The 25,572-nt window shown below is 55.4% G+C and carries 22 protein-coding genes; 11 read left to right on the top strand and 11 right to left on the bottom strand.

The annotated features are described in order from the left end of the window. The first annotated feature begins 83 nt into the window (after positions 1-83). From ACI0FJ_RS18410 to hisG, 6 genes are all read left to right on the top strand, one after another. Positions 84-854 carry an AzlC family ABC transporter permease gene (locus tag ACI0FJ_RS18410; protein ID WP_424305850.1) on the top strand — a complete coding sequence of 257 codons (771 nt, stop codon included), beginning with the start codon at positions 84-86 and terminating at the stop codon, positions 852-854. Further along, on the top strand, positions 841-1,146 hold the full coding sequence (locus tag ACI0FJ_RS18405; RefSeq protein ID WP_424305849.1) for an AzlD family protein: 306 nt from the start codon (positions 841-843) through the stop codon (positions 1,144-1,146). Before ACI0FJ_RS18410 ends, ACI0FJ_RS18405 begins: the two co-directional genes overlap by 14 nt. A gap of 162 nt (positions 1,147-1,308) precedes the next feature. After that, positions 1,309-1,539, top strand: coding sequence for a YgdI/YgdR family lipoprotein (locus tag ACI0FJ_RS18400; RefSeq protein WP_424305847.1), 231 nt, complete (start codon positions 1,309-1,311; stop codon positions 1,537-1,539). 266 nt (positions 1,540-1,805) lie between these two features. Beyond that, the gene (locus ACI0FJ_RS18395) at positions 1,806-2,972 is read left to right on the top strand and encodes a DegT/DnrJ/EryC1/StrS family aminotransferase (RefSeq protein ID WP_424305845.1); all 1,167 of its coding nucleotides are present in this window, start codon (positions 1,806-1,808) and stop codon (positions 2,970-2,972) included. Positions 2,973-3,282: 310 nt separating this feature from the next. Further along, positions 3,283-3,660, top strand: a complete 378-nt coding sequence (gene hisI, locus ACI0FJ_RS18390) for a phosphoribosyl-AMP cyclohydrolase (RefSeq protein WP_424305843.1) — start codon at positions 3,283-3,285, stop codon at positions 3,658-3,660. Then, positions 3,660-4,544 (top strand): ATP phosphoribosyltransferase, encoded by an 885-nt coding sequence (gene hisG / locus ACI0FJ_RS18385; protein ID WP_424305841.1) that lies wholly within the window; start codon positions 3,660-3,662, stop codon positions 4,542-4,544. Before hisI ends, hisG begins: the two co-directional genes overlap by 1 nt. Before the next feature lie 308 nt (positions 4,545-4,852). Here hisG and ACI0FJ_RS18380 read toward each other — a convergent pair whose 3' ends face one another. Further along, positions 4,853-5,002, bottom strand: a complete 150-nt coding sequence (locus ACI0FJ_RS18380) for a hypothetical protein (protein ID WP_424305839.1) — start codon at positions 5,000-5,002, stop codon at positions 4,853-4,855. 94 nt (positions 5,003-5,096) lie between these two features. Here ACI0FJ_RS18380 and ACI0FJ_RS18375 point away from each other — a divergent pair, with 94 nt between their 5' ends. The 4 genes from ACI0FJ_RS18375 to ACI0FJ_RS18360 all read left to right on the top strand — a co-directional run bounded on the left by ACI0FJ_RS18375 (position 5,097) and on the right by ACI0FJ_RS18360 (position 13,199). Then, positions 5,097-6,470, top strand: coding sequence for an MATE family efflux transporter (locus ACI0FJ_RS18375; protein ID WP_424305837.1), 1,374 nt, complete (start codon positions 5,097-5,099; stop codon positions 6,468-6,470). A 203-nt stretch (positions 6,471-6,673) separates the two neighbouring features. Beyond that, positions 6,674-8,488, top strand: coding sequence for a methyl-accepting chemotaxis protein (locus ACI0FJ_RS18370; RefSeq protein ID WP_424305835.1), 1,815 nt, complete (start codon positions 6,674-6,676; stop codon positions 8,486-8,488). Positions 8,489-8,974: 486 nt separating this feature from the next. Continuing rightward, the gene (locus ACI0FJ_RS18365; RefSeq protein WP_424305833.1) at positions 8,975-10,783 is read left to right on the top strand and encodes a methyl-accepting chemotaxis protein; all 1,809 of its coding nucleotides are present in this window, start codon (positions 8,975-8,977) and stop codon (positions 10,781-10,783) included. 592 nt (positions 10,784-11,375) lie between these two features. Next, positions 11,376-13,199 carry a methyl-accepting chemotaxis protein gene (locus ACI0FJ_RS18360; RefSeq protein ID WP_424305831.1) on the top strand — a complete coding sequence of 608 codons (1,824 nt, stop codon included), beginning with the start codon at positions 11,376-11,378 and terminating at the stop codon, positions 13,197-13,199. Positions 13,200-13,478: 279 nt separating this feature from the next. Here the strand turns inward: ACI0FJ_RS18360 and ACI0FJ_RS18355 are convergent, their stop codons facing one another. From ACI0FJ_RS18355 to ACI0FJ_RS18310, 10 genes are all read right to left on the bottom strand, one after another. Beyond that, positions 13,479-13,730 carry a hypothetical protein gene (locus ACI0FJ_RS18355; protein WP_424305829.1) on the bottom strand — a complete coding sequence of 84 codons (252 nt, stop codon included), beginning with the start codon at positions 13,728-13,730 and terminating at the stop codon, positions 13,479-13,481. 276 nt (positions 13,731-14,006) lie between these two features. Then, on the bottom strand, positions 14,007-14,636 hold the full coding sequence (locus ACI0FJ_RS18350; RefSeq protein ID WP_424305827.1) for an NUDIX hydrolase: 630 nt from the start codon (positions 14,634-14,636) through the stop codon (positions 14,007-14,009). A gap of 261 nt (positions 14,637-14,897) precedes the next feature. Beyond that, positions 14,898-15,098, bottom strand: coding sequence for a hypothetical protein (locus ACI0FJ_RS18345; RefSeq protein WP_424305826.1), 201 nt, complete (start codon positions 15,096-15,098; stop codon positions 14,898-14,900). Positions 15,099-15,466: 368 nt separating this feature from the next. Further along, positions 15,467-16,822 (bottom strand): Na+/H+ antiporter NhaC family protein, encoded by a 1,356-nt coding sequence (locus tag ACI0FJ_RS18340; RefSeq protein ID WP_424305824.1) that lies wholly within the window; start codon positions 16,820-16,822, stop codon positions 15,467-15,469. Between the two features lie 168 nt (positions 16,823-16,990). Next, positions 16,991-17,740 (bottom strand): 5'/3'-nucleotidase SurE, encoded by a 750-nt coding sequence (gene surE, locus ACI0FJ_RS18335; RefSeq protein ID WP_424305822.1) that lies wholly within the window; start codon positions 17,738-17,740, stop codon positions 16,991-16,993. Positions 17,741-18,328: 588 nt separating this feature from the next. After that, complete coding sequence (locus ACI0FJ_RS18330; protein WP_424305820.1) at positions 18,329-18,973, bottom strand: response regulator; 645 nt, start codon at positions 18,971-18,973, stop codon at positions 18,329-18,331. A gap of 263 nt (positions 18,974-19,236) precedes the next feature. After that, positions 19,237-19,518: an amphi-Trp domain-containing protein gene (locus ACI0FJ_RS18325; protein ID WP_424305818.1), complete on the bottom strand. Its 282-nt coding sequence runs from the start codon at positions 19,516-19,518 to the stop codon at positions 19,237-19,239. Then, positions 19,493-20,695 (bottom strand): PAS domain-containing protein, encoded by a 1,203-nt coding sequence (locus ACI0FJ_RS18320; RefSeq protein WP_424305816.1) that lies wholly within the window; start codon positions 20,693-20,695, stop codon positions 19,493-19,495. Before ACI0FJ_RS18320 ends, ACI0FJ_RS18325 begins: the two co-directional genes overlap by 26 nt. 2 nt (positions 20,696-20,697) lie before the next feature. After that, positions 20,698-21,447 (bottom strand): ParA family protein, encoded by a 750-nt coding sequence (locus ACI0FJ_RS18315; RefSeq protein WP_424305814.1) that lies wholly within the window; start codon positions 21,445-21,447, stop codon positions 20,698-20,700. Positions 21,448-22,021: 574 nt separating this feature from the next. Next, the gene (locus ACI0FJ_RS18310; protein WP_424305812.1) at positions 22,022-23,614 is read right to left on the bottom strand and encodes a flagellar hook protein FlgE; all 1,593 of its coding nucleotides are present in this window, start codon (positions 23,612-23,614) and stop codon (positions 22,022-22,024) included. 383 nt (positions 23,615-23,997) lie between these two features. Between ACI0FJ_RS18310 and ACI0FJ_RS18305 the strand changes: the two genes are divergently transcribed. Beyond that, positions 23,998-25,488, top strand: coding sequence for a leucyl aminopeptidase family protein (locus ACI0FJ_RS18305; RefSeq protein WP_424305810.1), 1,491 nt, complete (start codon positions 23,998-24,000; stop codon positions 25,486-25,488). Positions 25,489-25,572: the final 84 nt, after the last annotated feature.

The following is a 25,572-nucleotide window of genomic DNA, read 5'->3' as shown; positions in this document are numbered from 1 at the left end:
AACAATTTCTATCTATACTGAAAAGTAGGAGAACAAAAAACGGTTGATTTGCCGTTGTTGCCCATTATTTTAAGGAGAGCACTATGAAACAGGCCAGTGCAACGGCTGACCAGTCTGGTACACACCAGGCTGAAATAACCGAACTCGATACCGAACTCGAAAAGGAACAGCCCAATACCCTCATGAACGGATTCTGGCGCGGCAGCCGCGCCATTCTGCCCATTATTCCGGGAATCATAGCTTTTGCCGTGGCCTTCGGCGTTGTCGGCGTACAAAAAGGCCTCAGCGTGTTGGAATGCATGCTTCTTTCCAGCGTGGTCTTTGCCGGAGCCTCACAATTCGTGGCTCTGGATATGTGGGGGCCACACCTGCCCGTTGTTGCCCTGATCCTGACAACCTTTGTGGTGAATATGCGCCACATCCTTATGGGCGCGACCATCTCCCCACTTTTCAAGAACGTCTCCTCCCCGCTCAAGTACATCAGCGCCTATTTTCTGGTGGACGAGGCCTGGGCACTCACCCTCAGCGACTATACGCGGGGCGGACGGGACGCGACCTTTCTGCTGGGCGCCGGCGCCACCCTGTTCTTTTTCTGGAACATTTCCACGGTTGCGGGCGCGGGCCTGGGACAGGGCATCGGCGACCCGGCCGCACTGGGATTGGACTTTGCTTTCTGCGCCATTTTTCTGGCCATCCTCACGGACATGTACAAAGGCTCCACCGACCTTCTGCCCTGGGGCGCGGCCGCGCTGACTGCGGTTCTTGGTGAAGCCTGGCTGCCCGGAAAATGGTACATCATCATGGGCGGACTTGCCGCCGGAATCACGGAGGTGCTTCGTCATGGAAACAAATAGCCTTACCCTGCTGACCATTATCCTTATGGGCGTGGGCACCTACATTACCCGCAGCTCCGGCCTGTTCCTGGCCTCGCGCCTGAACCTCGGCCCGCGCGGAGAAGCCTTTATGAAAGCCGTGCCCGGCGGCATCCTGGTCGCACTGGTCGCCCCCACGGCCCTGTCTTCGTCGTGGGGCGAATCCGTGGCCGCCCTGGTCACGGTGGGAGTGGCCGCACTCAGCCGCAACCTGCTGATTTCCATGATAGCGGGAGTGGGAACGATTTGCCTGATACGCCACTTCGTTTTGTAGCCGGGCAAATCACGCAGGCGTCACAAATACAGATCGACAAATACCTTTCTACTCCTTTCTACGGGGGCTTCCCGCTTTTTTCTTGTGAATGGCGCATGAAAAAGGGTACGATTCATTCATATTTAATCGGCTCTCCCCCAAAAAAAGTACAAGGAGAACTCCATGAAACGTATTTTCGCCCTTCTGGTTCTAACCTGTCTGCTGCTTATGGCCGTGGCCTGCGGAAGCACAAAGACCTACACGGTACAGCGCAACAACGGGCCCGACATCGTTTCCGTGGCAAAACCTGACTATGACGAAAAATCCGGCACCTACACGCTTGAGGACATGGACGGAAACGATATGGTCATCAAACGCGAAAACGTTATTTCCATTCAGGAACATCAGCGCTAAGCCCTGTCAGAGCCATCGGTCTTTCCAGGTGGGGAGAGCATACGGAAATACGATGCTCCCGGTGCGTCACCGCACCAAACCAATCCCCCCCAAAAAAAGTTCTTTTCTTTCGCCCAGGAGGGGCACAACGCCCCTCCTCTAACACAACTCTCTGAATTCAAAGTAAAAATTTTCCACTTCCCCCCCGCTGCACTCTTGAGTATGCAGAACCTTGCTTTTGATTTGAACAAACAACCTATTTTTGCCTGCCTTTCAGGAGCACAAATATGATTCCTTTCATCGATCTCAATGCCCAATTCAAGCGTATCGAAGACAAAGTCATCGAGCGCGCCGTGGCCGTGCTGCGTTCCGGCCGCTACATCAACGGCCCGGAACTCACCGAGCTGGAAGAACGCCTGGCCGACTTTGCCGGAGTAAAGCATTGCGTATGCTGCTCTTCGGGCACGGACGCCCTGCTCATGGCGCTCATGGCCTGGGGCATCGGCCCCGGCCACGCCGTATTCACCTCGCCTTTCACATTTTTCGCCACCGGCGAGGTCATCTCCCTGCTGGGCGCAACTCCCATCTTTGTGGACGTCGACCCGGTCACCTTCAATATCGACCCGGCCCAGCTGGAAAAGGCCATTGAAGCCGTCAAAAACAACGACTCCAGCCTCTACCCGCTGCCGCCCAACATCGACATGACCTCCCTGGTGGCCAAGGCCGTCATTCCCGTGGATATTTTCGGTATCCCCGCCGAATACGACGCCCTCAACGCCATTGCCGCCAAGTACGACCTTCTGATGCTTGAAGACGCCGCCCAGAGCTTTGGCGCCGAATACAACGGCAAGAAGACCTGCTCCCTTACAGAGGTTGCCGCCACCAGCTTTTACCCCTCCAAGCCCATCGGCGCGTACGGCGACGGCGGAGCGGTCTTCACGGACGACGACCACATCAAGAAACTGCTGCACTCCGTCCGCGTGCACGGGCAAGGCGGCGTGGACAAATATGACAACGCCCGCCTGGGGCTGAACGCCCGCATGGATACCATCCAGGCGGCCATGATGCTGCCCAAGATGGACATTCTGGACGACGAGCTGGCTGCGCGCCGCAAATTCGCGGCAAAGTACACGGAGCTGCTCACCCCCATAGACGGCATCACCCCGCCCACGGTTCCGGCCCATTGCAAGAGTGCCTGGGCCCAGTACTCCGTCCTTTCCGACCGCAAGGCCGAGCTGCAGGCCGCCCTGGGCAAGGCGGAAATTCCCACGGCCGAATTCTATCCCACGCCCCTGCACATGCAGACGGCATTCGGATACCTGGGCTATGCCCCCGAGGACATGCCCGTTTCCTTCGACTGCTCCAAACGCATTTTCAGCCTGCCCATGCATCCCTACATGCAGGAAGGAACGCACGAACGCATTTGCGAGGTGATTGCCGCCACACTGGCATAATTGAGACTTCCTCCCCGGCTGCCACGGGGACATGAGCGTTGCCGCCAAGCTGACACATTGTGTCGATACTACTGCCGACAACGGAAAGAGGCGCAAGCCTGCCGGATCAGGTGCTTTTTCGTTCCGCCAGGCCTGCGTTTTCTTGCGTTCCGCAGTTCAAAAGGCTAAGCTCCCCCTCCGTCGACGGACAGGAGCCGCCGATGTATAGGCCCGCCTCGGGACAATTGGATGAAGTACTGCGTCTTAGAGGCAAATTCACGAGATTGGCCGGAGCCAAAGCGTTCCGGCAGACTAAAGGAACCGAACAACCATGATGAAACCGGACTTTGAAAAGTGCGGAGGACTGGTTCCGACTATCGCTCAAGATATCGAAACCGGCGAAGTCCTCATGCTGGCGTACATGAACGAAGAAGCATGGCTCAAGACCCTGGAAACCGGCGAAGCCCATTACTACAGCCGCAGCCGACATTGCCTCTGGCATAAAGGCGGCACCTCCGGTCATGTCCAGAAGGTCGAGCATGTGCGTCTCGACTGCGACAGCGATACAGTCTTGCTCATCGTGGAGCAGGTAGGCGGAGCTGCCTGCCATATGGGTTACAAATCCTGTTTTTTCCGTGAATTCGTCCACGGGGGAGAACCCGATATCGTCTCCCCGCTCGTTTTCGATCCCAAGGAGGTCTACAAATAATGTCTGATTCCAACGATATTCTCAAACTCGGTATTCCCAAGGGCTCCTTGCAGGACGCAACCATCAAGTTGTTCGGCAACGCCGGTTGGAAAATCAACCCGCGCCACCGCAACTATTTTCCTGAAATCAACGACCCCGCAATTTCCTGCTCCATGTGCCGTGCGCAGGAAATGTCCCGTTACGTTGAAGACGGAACCCTGGACTGCGGACTGACCGGCAAGGACTGGATCATGGAAAACCAGTCCGACGTCCACCTGGTGGCCGACCTGGTCTACTCCAAGGTGTCCAACCGCCAGGCCCGCTGGGTACTGGCCGTGGCCGGAGACTCTCCGTACAAGCGCCCCGAAGACCTTGCCGGTAAGAAGATCTCCACGGAACTTTGCGGTTTTACCAGGCGTTATTTCGAAGAAGCAGGTATCCCCGTAGAAGTTGAATTTTCCTGGGGTGCCACGGAAGCCAAGGTTGTGGAAGGACTGGCCGACGCCATTGTGGAAGTTACCGAAACAGGTACCACCATCCGCGCCCACGGTCTGCGCATCATCTCCGACCTGATGCACACCAACACCCAGCTTATCTGTAACAAGACTGCCTGGGAAAACCCGGTAAAGCGCGCGAAGATCGAACAGATCAACACCCTGCTGCAGGGCGCGCTGGTGGCAGAACGTCTGGTGGCGCTCAAGATGAACGCACCGGAATGGAAGGTGGAAGAAATTTCCAAGCTTCTGCCCGCGCTGAACGCACCCACGGTGTCCCACCTGCACAACTCGGCCTGGAAATCGGTCGAGGTAGTGGTGGACAAGTCCGAAGTGCGCGATCTGATTCCGCGTCTTTTGGAAGCCGGTGCCGAAGGCATCATCGAATACGCTCTGAACAAAGTCATCTAACCATGGCATATGCCGCTTTTTGCGGCCTGTGGCGGGTATGCCCGCCATACAACGTATCTGCCCGGTCATCCTTATGTAAGGAGACTCTTTAAGCGGATGCGTACCCCGACGAACACAGTCGATTCGGTCCGCCCGTATAGTGCGGGCGGACCTTTTTTTACCGGCAGGCAAGCGCACCGCGCTTTTCCGCATTGCAGGCAAAACAACCTGCACCGCGTCAATTCGGCCCTCAGCCGACAAGAAGGACAGGAGTATCGCGTGACAATATTCTCCAATCCAACGGACGCGATGCCATGGTAAAACTTCTTTTACTCGGCCTGTTCGTTTATTTTGTCTTTTTCTTTGGCAAACGACGTCGCAAGCATACTGGAAACACCACAACCATCCTTTTGATGGGGATTGTAATCGTGCTGCTTATTGTATCCATCCTGACTAACCTGGCCAAGAACTGACACCACTCCCCCCTCCTTTACGGCGCGGGAGTGAAAACACCTCCCGACGCTTCTGTTTTTTCCATACAGACCATTCGGGATTCGCGAGGTCTTCCATACAATGGAACGCTGGTCTCACAAAAACGGGTATAAAGACGTACTGCACATCAGCCTGCCGCTGATAGCCAGCATGGGCGCAACAACGCTGATGCAGTTTACGGATCGCATCTTTCTGGGGCACTATTCCCTGGAATCCCTTGCGGCCGTTCTACCGGCAGGCATCACCGTCTTCCTGTTCATCAGTTTTTTCATGGGCGTGGGATCGTATACCAACGTCTTCATTGCCCAATATACTGGTGCCAACCGCCCGGAGCAGGTAGGCTCCGCCACCTGGCAGGGCGTGTACTTCAGCCTTTTTGCCGCAGCAATTCTGGCTTCACTCTGTTTTGCGGCCGAGTTCATCTTTTCCCTGGCCGGACACTCGCCCGAGATTCAGGAACTTGAAGTCGCCTATTTTCGCATATCCTGCCTCGGATCAGGTTTCTGTATCCTGGAGGCGTCCCTGGCCGGTTTCTTTTCGGGCCGTGGAATTACACGCGTGGTTATGATCGCCAACCTGCTGGGGGCGTGCGTGAACATTCCCCTGGACTACCTGCTCATCAACGGCATCTGGATTTTTCCGGAAATAGGCATCCGGGGTGCGGCCTGGGCAACCGTGGCCGGATGGGCGGTTATAGCCCTGGTCTACATCCTGCTCATCTTCAACCAGGAGAACGAGCGGCGATTCTGCATCTTTTCGGCCCGAACCTTCAGTCTGGACAAGTTTCGGCGTCTGCTGCGCTACGGCCTGCCCAACGGGGTCCAGTTTTTTCTGGATATCTTTGCCATCAACTTCTTCATCTTCATGGTGGGAAGGATCGGATCACTGGAACTTGCCGCAACCAATATCGTCTTCAGCCTGGATGTCCTGGCCTTTCTGCCCATGGTGGGCCTGTCCATAGGCGTGGGCACCCTGGTGGGACAGGCCATAGGTGCCAACAAACCGGACAACGCCCGCTACGCCACAATCAGCGCCCTGCACCTGGGCCTGTTCTACATGGGGGTCATGGCCCTGATTTTCGTGTCCCTGCCGGAATTTCTCATCCGGCTGTTCAGCTCGGACACCCTGATGCCTGCGGGAGACTTTACCCGAATCATCGAAATCGGCACCATCCTGCTGCGTTTTGTGGCCGTATATACCCTTATGGATGCGGTATGTCTGGTCATAATGGGAACGCTCAAGGGAGCGGGTGATGTCCATTACGTCATGCGCACCCTCGGCCTTACCTCCCTTATTGCCATGGTGCTGCCGCTGTATGTGGGCATGGTCGTCTTCCATCTGGGAATCTACTTTGCCTGGACCTGCCTTACCCTCTACGTTCTGGCCATACTGTGCATCATAACCCGCCGGTACAGGTCCGGAGCCTGGGCCGATATGAAAATCATCGAGAGTTGATCCATTCGTTCCCCTCTTCTTCCCCACCAATTCAGCACGGCTGCCGTCATCTTCGGCAGCCGTGCTTTTTTTAGGCCCCACGTGACAAATAAAATAATACATCTTATTTTTTAAGGTTGTTATCCTGTACGAGCAGTTAAAAAATTTTGCATACGGACAGGTTTTCCCGTGGAGAATCGGGCCGTTTCCCAGGAGGAAATTCCATGCTGCGTAAATTTTCCATACAAGTCCGGGTTCTTTTCATACTCGGCGTCATGGCCCTGTTTATTGCAGGTATTGTCTATGCCCTGATTCTTAACACCGGAGAAGTCAGCCAGATGGGTCTGGCTGAGGTAGAACAGCGCATGCTCGATGGGCAGAAGGCAAAACTCAAGGTTGCTGTTCACAGCATTGCCGTGGCAGCTTCGGTAGCAGCAGCCCAAGAGCCCACGAAAGAAGGCAAAAAAAAGCTTATCCGTGCCATGCTCAAGGATCTACGATTCGAGGAAGACTCCTCCGGCTACTACTTTGCCTATGAGGGCACGGTATGCTTCGCCCACGTCAGCCCAAAGTCCATAGGGCAGGATAAAAAAGACATGGCTGACCCCAATGGAGTCCGCCCCCTGCTCGAGCTGTTTAAAAAAACGGAAAAAGGCGGCGGCTTTGTCTCCTACGTATGGCCGAAGCCGAATATGGGCACCCAGCCCAAGCTTTCCTATGCGGAAGCCATCCCCGGCACGGATTTCTGGGTAGGTAGCGGTGTGTACATCGACAACATCCAGGCCACCCAGAAGAAAGTGGCTGAAAAGATCAATACGAGGATGAACAGCACCCTCCGTTCACTGCTCATAGGCATAGTCATCATTTTCGTGCTGGTGCTCGTCATTGCCATTGCAATTGTACGCAGCATTGTCCGCCCCATTGGCGAGGCAGCTGAAGCTGCCCGTCACATAGCCTCTGGCGACCTCAACATCAGCCTTGATGAACGCGGAAATGATGAAGCAGCCCAACTTGAACGGGCCCTGAACTCCATGGTTGCGACCCTGCAGACAAACATCGAAGAAATTACGGCCAAAACCCGCGAAGCGGAAGACAAGGCCGAAGCTGCCGCCAAGGCCACGGAACAAGCCGAGGAGGCCACCAGACGGGCCGAACGCGCCAAGGCCGAAGGCATGGCCCAGGCCGCCATACACCTGGAAGAAATCGTGGCCCGAATTGCCGAGGCTTCGGACAGAATTTCCGGCCAGTCCGAAGAAATCCGGCGGGGAACAGACATCCAGCGCGACCGGGTTCAGGAAACAGCCACTGCCATGGAAGAAATGAATGCCACGGTCCTGGAAGTGGCGCGCAATGCCGGAAGCGCGGCGGAAAAGGGACAGGAATCCCGCGACAAGGCACAGGAAGGCAAGGGAGTGGTGGAAAAGTCCGTACGGGCCGTCAATACGACCCAGAAGCAGACCATGGAACTCAAGGACAACATGAACGCACTGGTCAACCAGGCGGAAGCCATCGGCAATATTTTAAATGTCATTACCGACATTGCCGACCAGACCAACCTGCTGGCCCTCAACGCCGCCATTGAAGCGGCCCGGGCTGGAGATGCCGGGCGCGGATTTGCCGTGGTTGCGGATGAAGTCCGCAAGCTGGCGGAAAAAACCATGGGCGCCACCAAGGAAGTGGGCGAGGCCATCACCGCCATCCAGACCGTTATCCGCAGCAATACGGACAGCGTGGACCAAACCGTTACCGATCTGGAAACCGTCTCCGAACTGTCCACCCACTCGGGTGAAATGCTCGAGCAGATCGTAAGCGACGCAACTGAATCTGCCGAGCAGATCCAAAGCATTGCCACGGCCGCGGAAGAACAGTCGGCCACCAGCGAGGAAATCAACCGCTCGGTTGAAGAGATCAACCGGATCACCATTGAAACGGCGCAAGGCATCACGGAATCGGTCAATGCCCTGCGTACGCTCTCGGATCAGGTGGGACAGCTCGAAGAATTGGTCGGACAGCTCAAAAACCAGGGTGCCCAGGCCTAGGGAAAGTCCTGCCCAAGTAGTCCCAGGTAGTCACCTGCCTTTATAAGAACAAGGACATTCCTTCTTTTGAAAAGGCTTTTCCAATGCCCTACTGCATAGGAAGAGCCTTTTTACATCTGTAATGTTGCAGGGAGTATCAGTGCCGTAAGTCCAGAATAAAGTGGTAATTACTTTCTATATTTTAAGAGCATCTAACACAGCGCTTAACCGCAGGACACAAATACACATCGCAGCTCTTATGTTATGATTTATAAATTCAATTTGGTATCCTTTTACTAAGGACAAAAACAATAATTGCTTTTAATTTAAAAGGCATGTTATAGTTTTAAACTAAGTATAGATTAATATTTCATACACATCAAACAACACACATAAGAGCAAAGGATACACAAAGAACGACGCATCACTCAATTTTTAAGAACATAAAAATAATAATTCCCCCCAAAAAGTACACCAAGATCAATTTAAATTGATCAGGAGGAAGGAATGTTACGGAAGTTTTCCATTCAGTTTCGTGTCCTTTTTATTTTGTCCTCAATGGCCCTGTTTATTGGCGGGCTGATATACGCCATGCTCGGCAATGCCGACAGTATTACACATCTGAGCGTGGAAGAAGTTCAGCTCCGCATGTTGGATGGACAAAAGGTAAAACTCAAAACAGCCACACATGCCCTGGTAATGTCTTTGGCTGATGCCGTAAAAAATACTTCCGACGAATCGGAACAGATAAAAACTATTGTAAAACTGACCAGCAACATTCGTTACGGAGCGAACAACGCCGGATATTTCTTTGTCAACAAAGGCACGGTGATACTTTCCAACCCTGTTGTTCCGGCGCTCAACGGCAAGAATACGGCAGGCACATTGGACAAGAACGGTGTGGATTACCCCACGGAGTTGGACAGGCAGGCACACAATGGCGGAGGATTTGTCCATTATATCTGGAAAAAACCGGGACAAGGCGACCAGCCAAAAATCAGCTATGCGGAGATGGTTCCGGGAACCGACCTGTGGATCGGCACCGGTGAATATATCGAAAACATCGATGCAGCCAAGGCTGAAGTCGCCAACAAGATACAGACTTTGGTCAGCAAAAAAATCCGCACACTGGTTATTGGAATCTGTATTATTTTCGCGCTGCTGCTTGTGATCGGCCTGGCTATCGTTCGCAGCATTGTTCGTCCCATTGGAGAGGCAACCGAGGCTGCCCGCAAAATAGCCAACGGCGACCTCGACGTTACCCTGAACGAACAGGGACGTGACGAAGCCGCCCTCCTCCAATCGGCCCTGAACTCCATGGTGCAGACTCTGCGGACAAACATCGAAGAAATTACGGCCAAAACCCGCGAGGCGGAGGACAAGGCCGAAGCTGCCGCCAAGGCCACGGAACAAGCTGAGGAGGCCACCAGACGGGCCGAACGCGCCAAGGCCGAAGGCATGGCTCAGGCCGCCACGCACCTGGAAGAAATCGTGACCCGAATTGCCGAGGCTTCGGAGAGGATTTCCGGCCAGTCCGAAGAAATCCGGCGGGGAACAGACATTCAGCGTGACCGGGTTCAGGAAACAGCCACGGCCATGGAGGAAATGAACGCCACGGTCCTGGAAGTGGCGCGCAATGCCGGAAGCGCGGCGGAAAAGGGACAGGAATCCCGCGACAAGGCGCAAGAAGGCAAGGGAGTGGTGGAAAAGTCCGTACGGGCCGTGAATACGACCCAGAAGCAGACCATGGAACTCAAGGACAACATGAACGCCCTGGTCAACCAGGCGGAAGCCATCGGCAATATTTTAAATGTCATTACCGACATTGCCGACCAGACCAACCTGCTGGCCCTCAACGCCGCCATTGAAGCGGCCCGGGCTGGAGATGCCGGACGCGGGTTTGCCGTGGTTGCGGATGAAGTCCGCAAGCTGGCGGAAAAAACCATGGGTGCCACCAAGGAAGTGGGCGATGCCATCACCGCCATCCAGACCGCTATCCGCAGCAATACGGACAGCGTGGACCAAACCGTTACCGATCTGGAAACCGTCTCCGAACTGTCCACCCACTCGGGCGCAATGCTCGAGCAGATCGTAAGCGACGCAACGGAATCTGCCGAGCAGATCCAAAGCATTGCCACAGCCGCGGAAGAACAGTCGGCCACCAGCGAGGAAATCAACCGCTCGGTTGAAGAGATCAACCGGATCACCATTGAAACGGCGCAAGGCATCACGGAATCGGTCAATGCCCTGTTCACGCTCTCGGAGCAGGTCGGCGAACTGGAACAGCTGATCGCCAGCTTCAAGGCGCAAGGATAAAAGGATAAGCGGACTGCGGAGCAATCACTGAAAATTCAGGAAGAGAGGCGACACGAGACAGCGCCAGCTGTTTTACTGGCACGTGCGCCCAAAACGATGTACGCCCGGATACTGCCCGGAGATACTGCCCGGAGAGTCTACCCGGTTACATATGAATATTCACGAAGTTGCCGCATGTCCCGCACAAGGGATGTGCGGCAGCTTCGGTTTGGGCCCCTGGTTGCAACGGGCATGGGCCATTGCGGGATGCACCGTGTTCGGACGATACGACAACAGACCAATCAGGCAGTGTATTCCTTGAGACAGGCGCGTCCTTTGGCAGCTTTCAGAAAAAATAGACTCTCAATTTAAAATTGTTGTCAATACATATACTAACGTAAATAAACTTTTTATAAATACTCAGATAAAGAATAAATAAAAATAATTCACTGCATAACAAGATAATATTACCTAATAACAATTGAAATAAAAAAAGTTTCAAAAAAAAAACAATATCAATATAAACAAGTATACATGGAATATAATTTCATTTTTTCCAACGCTCTGTTATATTTTGGTAGACATTTACATCCTGTATTTCAAGGAGGATAACGTGCTGCGTAGCTTTCATATAGGGACAAGAGTGTACACTCTCGTCTGTGCCGTGCTGCTCTTCACCGTTGCTGTTTCATTTGTCTTTGTGCTGAACATCTTTGATCTTGAAAAGATTTCTGCAGACCAGATCCAAAACCGCCTGTTGGAAGCGCAGCAAGACAAACTTAAAGTGGCCGTGGACTCCATGGCCAAAACCCTGGCCGGTGCCCTCAAGTCCATAGACTCGGAAGAGAAACAGATAGAACGCATCAAGGAGCTTACACGCGACATCCGGTTCGAAAAAGACTCCTCCGGCTATTTCTTCGTCTACAAGGGAACCACCGCATTGTCCGTGCCGGCAAAAACATCGGTTGAAGGCAAGGATATTTCCGGCGCCAAAGACAAAAATGGCGTGTTCTACGTGCAGGAACTGGCAAAGGCCGCACAATCCGGAGGGGGATATATCAAGTTCATTTTCAAGAAGCCTGGTGCCGGAGACCAACCCAAGCTTGGATACTCGCAAAAAATCAAGGGAACAGATTTCTGGATAGGCACAGGGGTATACCTGGATAACGTTGAAGCGGCCAAAACCGAACTTAACGAAACCATGCATGCCCTTGTCATGTCCCATCTCACCAAGCTTATTTCCGCCTCGGCTGTTATCTTCGCCCTGCTGCTTCTGGCGGCGCTGGCCATTGTCCGCAGTATCATCCGCCCCATCGGCGAAGCCACGGCTGCCGCCCGTAAAATCGCCAGCGGCGACCTTGATGTGGCCCTCGACGAACGGGGACGCGACGAAGCCGCCCTGTTGCAGACGGCGCTCAACACCATGGTGAACACGCTGCACACCAATATCGAAGAAATTACAGCCAAAACCCACGAGGCGGAAGACAAGGCCGAAGCTGCCGCCAAGGCCACGGAACAAGCCGAAGAGGCCACCAGACGGGCCGAACGCGCCAAGGCCGAAGGCATGGCCCAGGCTGCCACGCACCTGGAAGAAATCGTGGCCCGAATTGCCGAGGCTTCGGAGAGAATTTCCAGCCAGTCCGAAGAAATCCGGCGGGGAACAGACATTCAGCGTGACCGGGTTCAGGAAACAGCCACGGCCATGGAGGAAATGAATGCCACGGTCCTGGAAGTGGCGCGCAATGCCGGAAGCGCGGCGGAAAAGGGACAGGAATCCTGCGACAAGGCGCAGGAAGGCAAGGGAGTGGTGGAAAAGTCCGTACGGGCCGTGAATACGACCCAGAAGCAGACCATGGAACTCAAGGACAACATGAACGCCCTGGTCAACCAGGCGGAAGCCATCGGCAATATTTTAAATGTCATTACCGACATTGCCGACCAGACCAATCTGCTGGCCCTCAACGCCGCCATTGAAGCGGCCCGGGCTGGAGATGCCGGGCGCGGGTTTGCCGTGGTTGCGGATGAAGTCCGCAAGCTGGCGGAAAAAACCATGGGTGCCACCAAGGAAGTGGGCGAGGCCATCACCGCCATCCAGACCGTTATCCGCAGCAATACGGACAGCGTGGACCAAACTGTTACCGATCTGGAAACCGTCTCTGAACTGTCCACCCACTCGGGTGAAATGCTCGAGCAGATCGTAAGCGATGCAACTGAATCTGCTGATCAGATCCAAAGCATTGCCACGGCCGCGGAAGAACAGTCGGCCACCAGCGAGGAAATCAACCGCTCGGTTGAGGAGATCAACCGGATCACCATTGAAACGGCGCAAGGCATCACGGAATCGGTCAATGCCCTGTTCACGCTCTCGGAGCAGGTAGGCGAACTGGAACAGCTGATCGCCAGCTTCAAGTCGGCCAGTTTCAATTCGCAAGGATAAGCGGACTGCGGAGCAATCGCGGGAAATTCCGGAAGAGAGGCGCGAGAGACAGCACCAGCAGCTGTTTTTCCGGCACAGGCGTCCAAAACGATGTACGCCCGGATACTGCCCGGAGATACTGCCCGGATAGTCTACCCGGTTACATATGAATATTCACGGAGTTGCCGCATGTCCTGCACAAGGGATGTGCGGCAGCTGCTGTTTGGGCCCCTGGTTGCAACGGGCATGGGCCATTGCGGGACGGAACCACCGTGTTCAGCCGATACGACAACGGACCAATCAGGCTGTGTATTCCTTGAGACAGGCGCGTCCTTTGGCGGTAATGCGCACGCCGTCGAGACGGGTGGCGTACCACGCAAGATCCTTGTATTCCCCTTGCCCATATTCCACATATCCGGCCTCGATAAGCCTTTCCACATCACACTTCACGCTGCAGGCAACCCATTCGGGCATAATGCCTCTGTAGCGTCGCACTTTGCTGAATTCACGAAGGGAATTCAGAAAATACAGCTCGGATTCTGCCAGGTACATCTTTTCCTCCGGTTCTACCTATTCATAAGGATTCATCTTTCCTTCCAGGGGATTACCCCCACTTCGGGCGTTAATCTTTACGATTAGGTGACAAAACCAGAGGCAAAAGCGCCATAGCCCCCAAATGCCGGAAACAGCGGGCTAAAAAAAATTTTGTATGAATAAAAAATATACGCAGCGCCTCAAAAGAAGAGGCGTGCAGCTCGAAAAAAGGGATGAGGTGGGTGGCAACCGGGAAAGCAGGAACACTCTCCGGCTTCCCCGTTGCACGAGATATCAGTCGAAGGCCGCCGGACGACAGGGGTCGGCCAGATGCTCCTTGATTTCCATCAGAAGTGCGGAAGGGGTTCGGTTGGGAGAAAGCTCGGGCAGGTCGTCGAAGGCGAAAAAGCCGCAGTCCGACGTTTCATCACTGGGAGCGGGTTGCCCCCCTTTGAGTTCGCAAAGAAAGATGATCTTGTAGGCGTGGAAGAATTCTATGGGACGTCCGGCGCGGTTGGCGTCGAAGACACCCACAACCTTTACGGGAGCGGCAATATATCCGCTCTCCTCGCGGATTTCCCGAACGATCATCTCGCCGGGAGCCTCGCCCACGTCGGCCCAGCCTCCGGGAAGCGACCACTTGTTGTCTGAGCGTTCGCGCACCAGCAGAATTTTGTCGTCGCGGGCCACGGCCCCCCGCACATCCACTTTGACGGTGGCGTATCCGGGCTGCTCCAAGAACAGGCGGTCCCAGGGTTTCTGCCCCTGGTCGGCCATGGCCTGCGTCATGCTGGCGGCAATGCGCATCAGCCGTGTGTAATTGATGGTATCGTAGTGAGTCCGGCTGTAGGTCAGGCCGGTCTGACAAATGGCTTGTATTTCGCGGGCCCATTCCAACCAGGCCGGTACGTTCTCGTCGGGCATGACGGCCTCCCTGAACTTGTGGGGCGGAGCACGCCTGCCTCGCCCGCGACCGGCCCTGATGCGGCCATTCTGCAGAACCGGGAAACGCTGTTGATTGCGGATGTGATATGGATTTCTTGGTAAAGCCTAGCTCAAAGTCGGACCGTTGTCACCCGCCGAGGCCGGTCAGGGAGCCGGCCCGTGTCGCGTTGGTTAAAATCCTGTCATTCTATAGGCGCCGGAGTGATGACAAAAACCAGAGTCGTATTTTATGAACATCAACTAATTCATATCCCTCACACTCTCGCAGCTGCCCCCCTGGCCGAGCATGTCCTCTATGCGCTGCAGGCACTGCTCGGCTTCTTCAAGCAGCCCGCCCAGCCCATCCACATTGGGGGAATCCATCATGGCCGTGTGGCCCGATTCCGTATACATCACCGTCCCGTCGTCCAGATTGCGGGACAGGTTATGGGTCTGTTCCATATTGTTCTCCTCGCTCATGTATGCTCCTTATACGTCCGAAATATATGCTGCCAGTATCAAGACACGACCATGTTACGGCAATGATAATGCAGTCTTCCTCGTATTATTTTTCAACAATCCGCCATGGCCACACACGCAAACAAGGCCGGGATTCCCCGGCCTTGTAGGGTTTCAGCTGGTTGCCTTTTCGTGACGGCTCTCAAAAATTGTTCCCCAATGCCACCAGCCCCAACGCCCGCACGGCGAAACTGTGCAGGCCGCTCAAAAAGGTGGCGAAAACAAGGCGGGAGAAAAATTCAAGGCCGACGCGTATTTCCTTATACGCGAGGATTTGAATTTTTCGAACCAACGCCGTTAGCGCCCCTTTTTCAGCGGCCTGCCTTCTCTTTGGGAAAGCCAAAGACTATAGCCGCCGCTGCGGCAATGGCCAGCAGATAGCAGTAGTGCACCTTGCCCGCCACTGCCAGAGGAGAAATCTCGGCAATGGACCCGGCCAGGAGAATCTGTGCTCCATAGGGGATGATCCCCTGGACCACGCAGGAAAAGATATCCAGCAGGCTGGCGCTACGTTTTGGCGAAACCCCGCCCTGTTCGGCAATTTTCTTGGCCATTTTTCCGGTAAGCACAATAGCGACGGTGTTGTTAGCCGTGCAGATATCGGCCAGCACTGCCAGGAGCCCGATACTGAGCTGCGAGGCTCGGGTGTTGGACGCTTTGCCGCGCCCGCCCCGTTCGGTCAGGCTGCGAATGCGGCTTATCAGCCAGTCCAACCCGCCGTGATAGCGGAGCAGCTCCGCCAGTCCGCCCACCAGCAGGGAGAGCACCAGAATTTCGTGCATGCCCTGGAATCCCTTGTAGATGTCCTGGGCCAAGGCCAGGGGCGTGTAGCCATCCACCATGGTTATGCCGACCAGGCCCGCCAGAACGATTCCGGCGGAAAGCACGACAAAGACGTTCAACCCGCTGACCGCCATGATGAGAATGGACGCATAGGGCAGGACCTTGAGCAGGCTATAGTCTCCGGGCTGGTTTACCGCACCGGTGGCCCCGAAAATAAAGAGCAGAATAATGGTGGCCACGGCGGCGGGCATTGCAATGAGCAGGTTCATGCGGAACTTGTCGCTCATCTTGCATCCCTGGCTTTGGGTCGCGGCAATGGTGGTATCGGAAATCATGGACAGGTTGTCGCCGAACATGGCGCCACCGACCACCGTACCCACCAGAAAGGCCGGGGAGATGCCGGTTTTGGCTGCCACGCCAACGGCAATGGGCGTCATGGCCGCAATGGTGCCCATGGACGTGCCCATGGCCGTGGAAATAAACCCGGCAATCACGAACAGGCCGGGCAGGACAAATCCCGCCGGAATGACCGACAGGCCGAGGTTGACAGTGGAGTCCACCCCGCCGATGGCCTTGGCCACGCTGGCAAAGCCTCCTGCCAGCAGGTAGATCATGCACATGGTAATGATGCCGGGCTCTCCGGCACCGGAAAGCATTACCCCGATTTTTTCCGCAATGGTGCCCCGTCCCATCCAGACGGCCCAGGCAATCGAGGGCAGAATCGCCACGGTTGCCGAGAGCTGGTAGAACGCCATCTGGGTTCCCGAGGCGGTGAGAAACAGTCCGGTACCGATAAACAGCACGAGAAAAAGAGCCAAAGGCAGCAGGGCTCCGGCGCTCTCCGCTTTTGCGGCGGGCGAACCGGGAAAGGAAGTCTGTGGCATGTCGGTATCCTTGCATTGAAGGAAGCCCCCACGCTGGGCGCAGGGCACTAAAAAACCCGTTCTGCCGGTAAGCCGCCCGGCAAATTCAGGTGAAGCCTGTGCGGGAACAGCTCCCCCCGTCACATCAGACAACGGGTGGGAGCGGCCCGAAATAAATATCAGCCGGGGTTATTCTTCCGAAAGGAGAGCCATGGTTTCGACATCGGTGAGGTCGAACTTGAGGGGAGTTACCGTTATGTACCCTTGGGAAACCAGATAGCGATCGGAGTCCCTGCTCAATTTTTCCGGAGGAATGACGCCGTCCAGCCAATAATACTCGTTTCCACGCGGGTCAACTCGTTTGTCGTACCAATCGTCGTACGCCGCGCGGGTCAGGCGGCATATTTTGAGCCCCTTGGTCTGTTCGACTGGCATGTCCGGAAAATTGAGGTTGAGCACGCAGCGCGGCGGCAGTTTGCCCCACGGCTGGCGATCGATGAAGCCGACAACGTAACGGGCCGGACCATCCAGGCTTTCGGGCCGAAAGTTGTCGTAGGAAACGGCCAGGGAGGGAAGCCCCATGAAGGACCCTTCGGTGGCTGCGGAAACCGTTCCCGAGTAGAGAATATCCACACCACAGTTGGCCCCGGCATTGATGCCGGACACCACCAGCTGGGGCGGATCGTCACGCATCAAGGAGCCCAGCGCCAGCTTGACGCAGTCGGCCGGAGTTCCCGTAACCCCGGTTCCCCGAAAACCGTTTTCCCGAAAAATCTTGGTCTTGAGCGGCAGGGACATGGTCACGGCGTGTCCCACCGCGCTCATCTCGGATATGGGTGCAACACAGGTAACATCGTGCCCGGCATCAACGAGCACGCGAAACAGGGCGCGCAACCCTATGGCCTGAATGCCGTCGTCATTGGTCAGCAGGATTTTCATGAAAACTCCCATCCGCGCTCTGCGCGTTTCCAGTATGATGTCCGTAAAGTACGTATGTATATTTTCGAAGAGTCGCGAGCCTAAAAAACGTGGTTTACAAATTCACTTACGCCGCTTTTGGCGCCTGCCGGGCCATGCCCGCCAAGTTACGCGTGGCGCGTGGCGTGTACTGCTGCATTTATTGATTTGAACCGATCGGCCAACGACACCATGCATGGAGCCACCACACTTGCGCCACGGTCCGGAAACAGCTGTCCGCCATGCCCCCGAACGGGACCTCACAAAGGTAGGCATTGCAGGTATGAAGACCTTGTATGGGTTCACATTGACCATACGGTATAGCCCTTCTGCTGTCACCAGAAGACGGCGAATGGGAACAAATGTGCGGGAAAACGGGCCAAAAGCAATACAGCCAAGAAACCGTCAGGACACAGCTCTCAAGGCTAGTCCGCCCAGCTGGTCAGCCCGGCCGATGGGGCCCGATAGCAGATTCAATACAGACTCGAAATGGAGAACCTGGGAGCAGGTTGGCGTGCGGTACAAAGCGCCCCCAAAGACCGGGAGCGCATGAAGCCGGAAAGCCGGAGTTCAGCCCGGGTCGATGGTGGCGGTACGCAGCGCGCAGGAAACAAGCTCCGCCACGGAATGCAGCCCCAGTTTTTTCATAAGGTTGGCCCGGTGCTTTTCCACTGTTTTGATGGAAATGCACAGTGCCTCGGAAATTTCGCGGTTTTTCATGCCCTGGGCCACCAGGTCGAAAATTTCCCGCTCCCTTTTGGTAAGGCGCTGAATATCTTCGGCGCTGGGGATATCCATATTGACGTTCTTATCCTGGAGCATTTCCGGCGCCATGTAGAACCCGTCTCGCATAACGGCCCGAAGTGCTTCCGCAAGACGCTTCTTATCCGAGTTTTTCAGGAGATACCCGTCGGCCCCGGCCTTGAGGGCGAGGTCGATGAAATGTTTGTCTTCGTGAGCGGTGAGCACCAGAATCTTGATTTGCGGAGCGGTCTGCTTGATGCGCTTGGTGGCTTCTATGCCGTTCAATTCGGGCATGCCCAAATCCATAAGCACGATGTCCGGCCGCATATCCAAGGCCTTTGCAACAGCCTCATACCCGTCCCCGGCCTCGGCACTGACAACCAGATTTTCGAAAGACGCCAAAAGCCTGATAAGCCCTTCGCGAACCAGCGCATGGTCATCCGCAATAATAAGAGAAGTAAGCTTTTTCATATACCTTCAGCAGATCATTTTATTCTGGCGTCGCACAACAACTCTTAAAACTATCAACACGAAGAGATCCGGTAAACAATTATTTTTTCACCTCTTCGACAAACAAATGCCACGCAGAGCAAAAGGCAATGCGTAATAAGTAAATTTGTTTTCAGATTGAAAAAGAAGAATAAAAGAGAGAGATGCCTTCACACAAAACCGCATGAACCCACAGAGTCACAGGAAGATATGGACAATTCGAAATAAATTCGAAAAAAGAATGTCTATGCGGCCCCGCTGGCATCAGAGCCGATCTGAATATTGCGCGCTTCTTCGGCTTTCAGGTCACGCTTCCAGCTTATCTCTATGCATATCTTTTCCTTCTCTTTCTTTTGCGAAAGAGACATTTCAAAAGATACGGTGCTCTGCGGAGTCAACGTTATCTGTTCTCCGCTCTTTTCCACGTTGAGCGAACCTTCCCGGATAGAGGTCAACACACTTTCCACGTACTCTGCGGCCTGGGACAAATCCATCAGCCCTTCAATCTTGAGTTTCTTTTTGCTCATTGGCTCCTCCGCTGCTGCCTCTCGTAGGCAGTTTTATCTTTACTTCCGTTGTGTCCTCACGCCGAATAAAAAATATGGACCCATTCTCCTGCACAATGCGTTGTGCTATGCGCTGCAATGGCCCGCGCTTTTTGTCGTGGAGCTTCATCTTCCTGAAAAATATCCGGGTTTCCCCCAGCAGAACCAAGCCAAGGGCCGATCCGCCTTCCTCCACACGGGCCTGCAAACGGCAGGGCTCCAGGCTGCGTTTTTTTTGAAAGGAAGAATGCAGCACCATGTACAGCACATAGGAAAACAACAGGGCCTCCCGGCGCTGCACCGCCCCGATACGGACCGAACATCCGAAATCCAACAGCTCCCGGTCAACTCCCCTCTCACGGCAGACACTGCCAACCGTTATCTCAAAAGCGCGGACAAGGGATGCGGAATCGAGCTTCTCTTTGGAAAAAAGCTCCTGCTCCTCCCCAATCGCCGCGGCAAACCTTCCGCGCATGGCCTCATCCCGGGAATCGGTGTCCTCCGTGTCCCCACACAGGCAAAGCGCGGCATCCAAAGCTGCCCGAAGCTCCGGCGAAACCCCTTGTTCCCTTTCGGGTTCACTTTCACAAGGAGGATCGGCCAGGTCTGCCTCGTCCGTACCGCAGGCCTGGCGCAGAAAAAGGTAGAAGGATTCCTCTTGCCAGCTCTCCCCGCCAGGATAAAAATCCGCCTCCACCAGGACGAGACTGCCGTCCGCGCACAGCAGCTCTATGAGACAATGCTGGGGAAGGCCGGAGTCCGCAAGCCGGGCTTTCACATCATCCGTACAGGTCTGGCTCTGCCCGTAAAAAAGGGAGTCGTCCTGTACCGACAGGCTGGCGATATCCCGCACACTGTAGCCGGACAGACGAAAAAAAGCCGGGTTGGCGTAAACCAGGGCGCCCTCGCCGTCGCAGACGCACAGGGCAAGGGGAAGATGCTCCAGTATGTCGTCGGGCTGCCACAACGTGTCCTGATTTTCCGGCATGCTCGCGTGCAGCATGCGGTCCACGGTACGGGTCAGCAACATGGCGTCGTCTGTTTCCCGCACAGCGGCTCTGTCTGGTTCGGGATGGGATGAAGGGACATCCTCAACGCTTTCCGGCCGTTCCTTGAGCCAGAGAAGCGGATCGCTTCCCAATCTGCTGTCCTGAGACATGCTCAACCTCTCTTGAGAATTTCCGAGCACAATCGATGGTAGTCCTGCGCTCCACTGCTCTTGGGACGATAGGAAAAAATATCCTTTCCAAAACTCGGGGCCTCGGCCAGTGCCACGTTCTCCCGGATGGGCGTTTCAAAGACCTTGTCCCCAAAATACTCGCCTATCTTCTTCATAACTTCCCGGTTGAGTTTCTTGCGCCGGGAAAACCGCGTGGCCAGAATGCCCGTAACCTCCAGCTCCGTATTCAACCCCCGCCGGACAAGTTCCACTGTCTCGTACAGCTTGCCCATGCTCTGCAGCGCCAGAAACTCGGCCTGCATGGGCACGAAAATCTCTTTGGCAGCGGTCATGGCATTGATGGTCAGGATGCCGAGGTTCGGAGGGCAGTCCAAAAGAACGAAATCATACTCCGGCAGTTTTTTCAGGGCCTTTTGCAGCAGGAATTCACGTGCGGGAAGACCGGAAAATTCAATGTCAGCGCCGGACAGGGACAAAGAGGAGGGAACAATGTCCAGCCCGTCCCCATGCTGCAGGCAATCGGCCATGGACTGCTCGCCCTTGAGCACTTCGTACAAGGTGCTTGTAAGCTGATGGGCGGCAATGCCGAGGGAATAGGTAAGATGGGCCTGTGGATCGAGATCCACCAGCAGCACGCGCTGCGAAAGCCTGGCAAGACCGGCCCCCATATTGATGGTGCTGGTGGTTTTGCCGACTCCGCCCTTCTGGTTCATCACTGCAATAATTCGCATGACACGATCCGTACAATATATCCGTTGAGTGGTGGTTCGTGTGCCTGCCTCCCCTGGCTCCAATTTGTCCTCACCGGAACCGGGCTGGATGTATGGACACACGTACCGGATACGTTACCGTCATACTTTCCTGAATAACAAGGACTAAACGAAAGAAGAAGGCGGACGACAACAAATTGTAATAAAGCTGTAACAGAACGGTTTCAGGCGAATCATTTTTGCGCGACAGACAAACTGGAAGGTCCGCTGATTGATGAAGCTATTGGGGTATAATTAATAGGTGAGACTTTCTTATCTACATAATCCAAACACGCAGGCTGCGGAGAAAGTGCGGTGAGAACAAGGCGTAAAAAAAAATCAAGCCCGACGCGTATTCTTCCATACGCGAGGGCTTGATTTCTTTGAAACAACGCCGTTATCGCCCGCTTTCCACGCGGCCCATATTATAGACGGCTCAAAAAGGTGCGAGAACAAGGCGCAAAAAAAAAGCTCAAGACCGACGCGTATTCTTTCATACGCGAGGGTTTGAGCTTTTTGAAGCAACGTAGTTATCGTGCCTTTTTCAGCCGTCTGGCTAACGTTTGACTTGGATCAGGGTGTTAAGCAACGAATCCGTGGTCGTAACCACCTTGGAGTTGGCCTGAAATCCCCTCTGGCCGCGAATCATGTCTGTAAATTCTACGGCCATGTCCACGTTGGAGGTCTCCAGGGTGTCCTGGTACATCACTCCGTAGTTCGCGGAATCGGGCTTGCCCGTGTATACGGTTCCGGCCTCGTTTCCTGCCCGGTAAAGGTTGCCGCCCTCGTGGCGCAACCCGTACTCGTTGCTGAAATTGTACAGATTTATCTGATACAGGTTCTCTGTCTGCCCGTTGGAAAACTTGCCCGCCAACATACCGGTCTTGTCCACGGTCACGTTCTGCAGATATCCTTCTCCGTAGCCGTCCTGTGTTTGCGACAAGGTAACGGACGAGCTGTTGTAACTCGTCATTGCCAGTCCGGATGTGGCGGTCCCCACCTGTCTGGGCAGTGCGGAGGCATTGGAACCGACCTGTCCGGCATTGGCGTTTTCCACGTTCCAGGAAGCATTTTCCCCGGTAAGGCCGAAGTTGATGCCGATGGTCTGGGAAGGCAGGCTGCCTCCATTGGATGTGGTAAACGTGACATCCATCATCAGGTCGCCGTTGGCACCTATCGGGGCCAGGGTCCAGTTGCTCAGAGCGCCTGCATCCAGGGACGGGTCCTTGAGGGTGTATGCGGTCTGGTCGATGATATCACCCGCCGCATTGAAGCTCAGGGTACCGGCCATGTACACGCCCTGCGCCCCGGAGGTTGCCAGGCTCCGACCGTCCGCACTGGTGGGATCGACCGTCACCAGATATTCCCACTGCTTCTCGGAAGACATGGAATTCGTTGTGACGGGATCGAAATAGTAGATGAGCTTTTGCTGGTTGCCTTCGGAATCGTAGACCGTCATGCCGGTGGTGTACGAGTACTGTTCTTCGGTGAGCGGCGTTGCGGAAGAGCTGTTCCAGTTCTTGAGCATGGCAAAAAAAGGATTCTCGGCATCCTGGCTCTTGTCCGATGCGGATGAATCCAGGTTCGAAATCATGGTATTTCGGCTGGTGGCACTGGGATCGGACCGGATAACCTGCACTTCCTTGCCGTCTATGATCTCCGTCTGCATGGGCAGCGAGACCGCGCTTTCCACGGTGGAAGGCGCGCCGGTATTCCGATCTATCTGGAATCCTTGCAGGGCGTACCCATGCGGATCGAGCAACACGCCGTTTTTATTGAAACGGAAATTGCCCGCGCGGGAATAATAGACCTGATCGCCCTGGTCCGTCGACGAGGTGAGCTTGAAATAGCCCTTGCCGCCGATAGCCAGATCTGTAGAGGCCGTACCGGGCTCGTAACCGCCCTGCCGGACATCTGTGACGATGTTGGCTACGGCGACGCCCTTGCCTATCTGTCCGGCTCCGGATCCCGTTCCGTCGGGATTGCTATACCCGCCGACGAGATCCTGGCTCATCAGGTTTTCGAAATGCGTCCTACCGCCTTTGAAGCCCAGAGTGTCGACGTTGGCCAGGTTGTTACCAATGGCCTGCATCCACGTACTGTGGGCTTTCATGCCGGTCGCGCCGACATACATGGAACTGAAACCCATGGCATAGACTCCTGCACATACGCAGCTCCGGCAGGTGAGGGAACAATCCCTAGCGCCCCTGCGGAAAAGGCATGGCGTTCAATGCGTGTGTACCGGCTCCTGTCCGTCCGGAAAGAGACCATCTTTCCGTGCAAAAACGGTGAGCTCGCGGCACGTTGTGATTCCCGGCGACCAACCGGGCAATTCATTCTCTCCGCCTTTTGTAAGGCAAAACCTGTGCCACGCTGACATGATATACATTTTTCCTTTAATTACGCTGTATTACAAAGATCAGGCTTGCCAGACAACAAAAGGAGCAAGAAAAAATTGCCTACACCCCCCAAACCACAACTGACGTACAATCCAAAAGGAGGTACAAGGGACGCTGAATGGAGGAACATTTCATGGCAACACAATTACGCCAAAGAATTATCGAGATAGGACAGTGGAAGGACATCCCCCTTCTTTTCTTCAAATTCGAAGACGAACCACTCCTTTCCGCCCAGACCGAGTGGGCCGTCAGCCTGGGGCTGACCATGCCGGACTGGCTGGACGATATGCCGGTACAACCCGGCGACGTGCATATTTACCGCACCTGCGCGGGCATTGTGGAAACCGCCCTTGTGGTGGCGGGGCTGGGAAAACGCGAGGATTTTTGCACAGACACCCTGCGTCAGGCATCCGCGGCTGCATCCCGCGAAGCAAGACGGTGGAAGCTGGAAGTGCTGGGCGTGCCCTTCCCCATTGCCGAATCACTGGCCGAAGCAACCGGCAACACAGCCGAAGATCTTTTGCGCGAAATTCTGGCTGCCGCAGGGTTGGGCCTGTACCGCTATATCCGCCATCAGCCGCCGGAAGACGTCCAACCGGACCCCAGGCTGGAAGTTCTGTTTGCCGCCGAGCCAAGCAAGGCCCAAAAGCAGGCCGTGGCCGCTGCCGATGCCGGGATTCGCGGCAGCTGGCTGGCGCGCGACCTAGCGAACACGCCGCCCAACATGGCAACCCCGGTGGACCTGGAACAGAACGCCCGCCATTTGTGCCAGCGCTATGGATTTTCCTTTCAGTCGTATGGCCCGGAAGAACTGAAGGCCATGAACATGGGAGCTTTTCTTTCCGTGGCCCAGGGCAGCAGCAACGAGCCGCGCTTTCTGGTTCTGAGGGCCGGTGAAGGCGACCATCCCCTGGTTCTGGTGGGCAAAGGCGTCACCTTTGATTCGGGCGGACTGTCCCTCAAACCTCCGGCCAACATGGGGCACATGAAGACCGACATGGCTGGAGCCGCGGCCGTGATCGGATTTTTCGAGGCATATGGTGCGTTGGGATTGAATGTGCCGGTGGTGGGCCTGGTGCCCTGCGCCGAAAACATGCCCGACGGAGCCGCCTACCGCCCCAGCGACGTGGTTATGACCAGAGCGGGCAAAAGCGTGGAAGTGATCAGCACGGATGCGGAAGGCCGCATGCTGCTGTGCGACGCACTCAGTTACGCGACAGATCTGGCCCCTTCGGCCGTGGTGGACATCGCCACCCTCACCGGGGCCTGCGTGATAGGGCTGGGTATGCTGATTGCCGGGCTGTTCGGCACGGACAAGGCGCTCACCGAAAAGATCAACCAGTGCGGCGAGGCCGTGGGCGAAGATTTCTGGCCCCTGCCCCTGCCGGAAAAGTACATGGAAGACCTCAAGAGCGACGTGGCCGACTTCAAGCACCTGGGCCGCCGCGAAGGCGGTGCCATCCATGCGGCGCTTTTCCTCAAGCAGTTCGCTCCCAAAGGCGTGCCCTGGGCGCACCTGGACATTGCCGGACCGGGCCGTGCGGAAAAAGAAAGCGGACTGGTGACCAAGGGAGCCAGCGGATTCGGCGTTCGCACCCTGCTGGAACTGGCCCGGCGCAGTTAGCGCAGAATGTTTTCAGACTCCAGACAACACAGTGTTGCGCATGGCGGCTTCTGTCGCCATGCGGCCAACCTGAACAGACCAAAA

Source organism: Desulfovibrio sp. 7SRBS1, from assembly GCF_049723905.1.
Taxonomy (GTDB): domain Bacteria; phylum Desulfobacterota; class Desulfovibrionia; order Desulfovibrionales; family Desulfovibrionaceae.
This window is presented reverse-complemented; position numbering and strand designations above follow the sequence as displayed.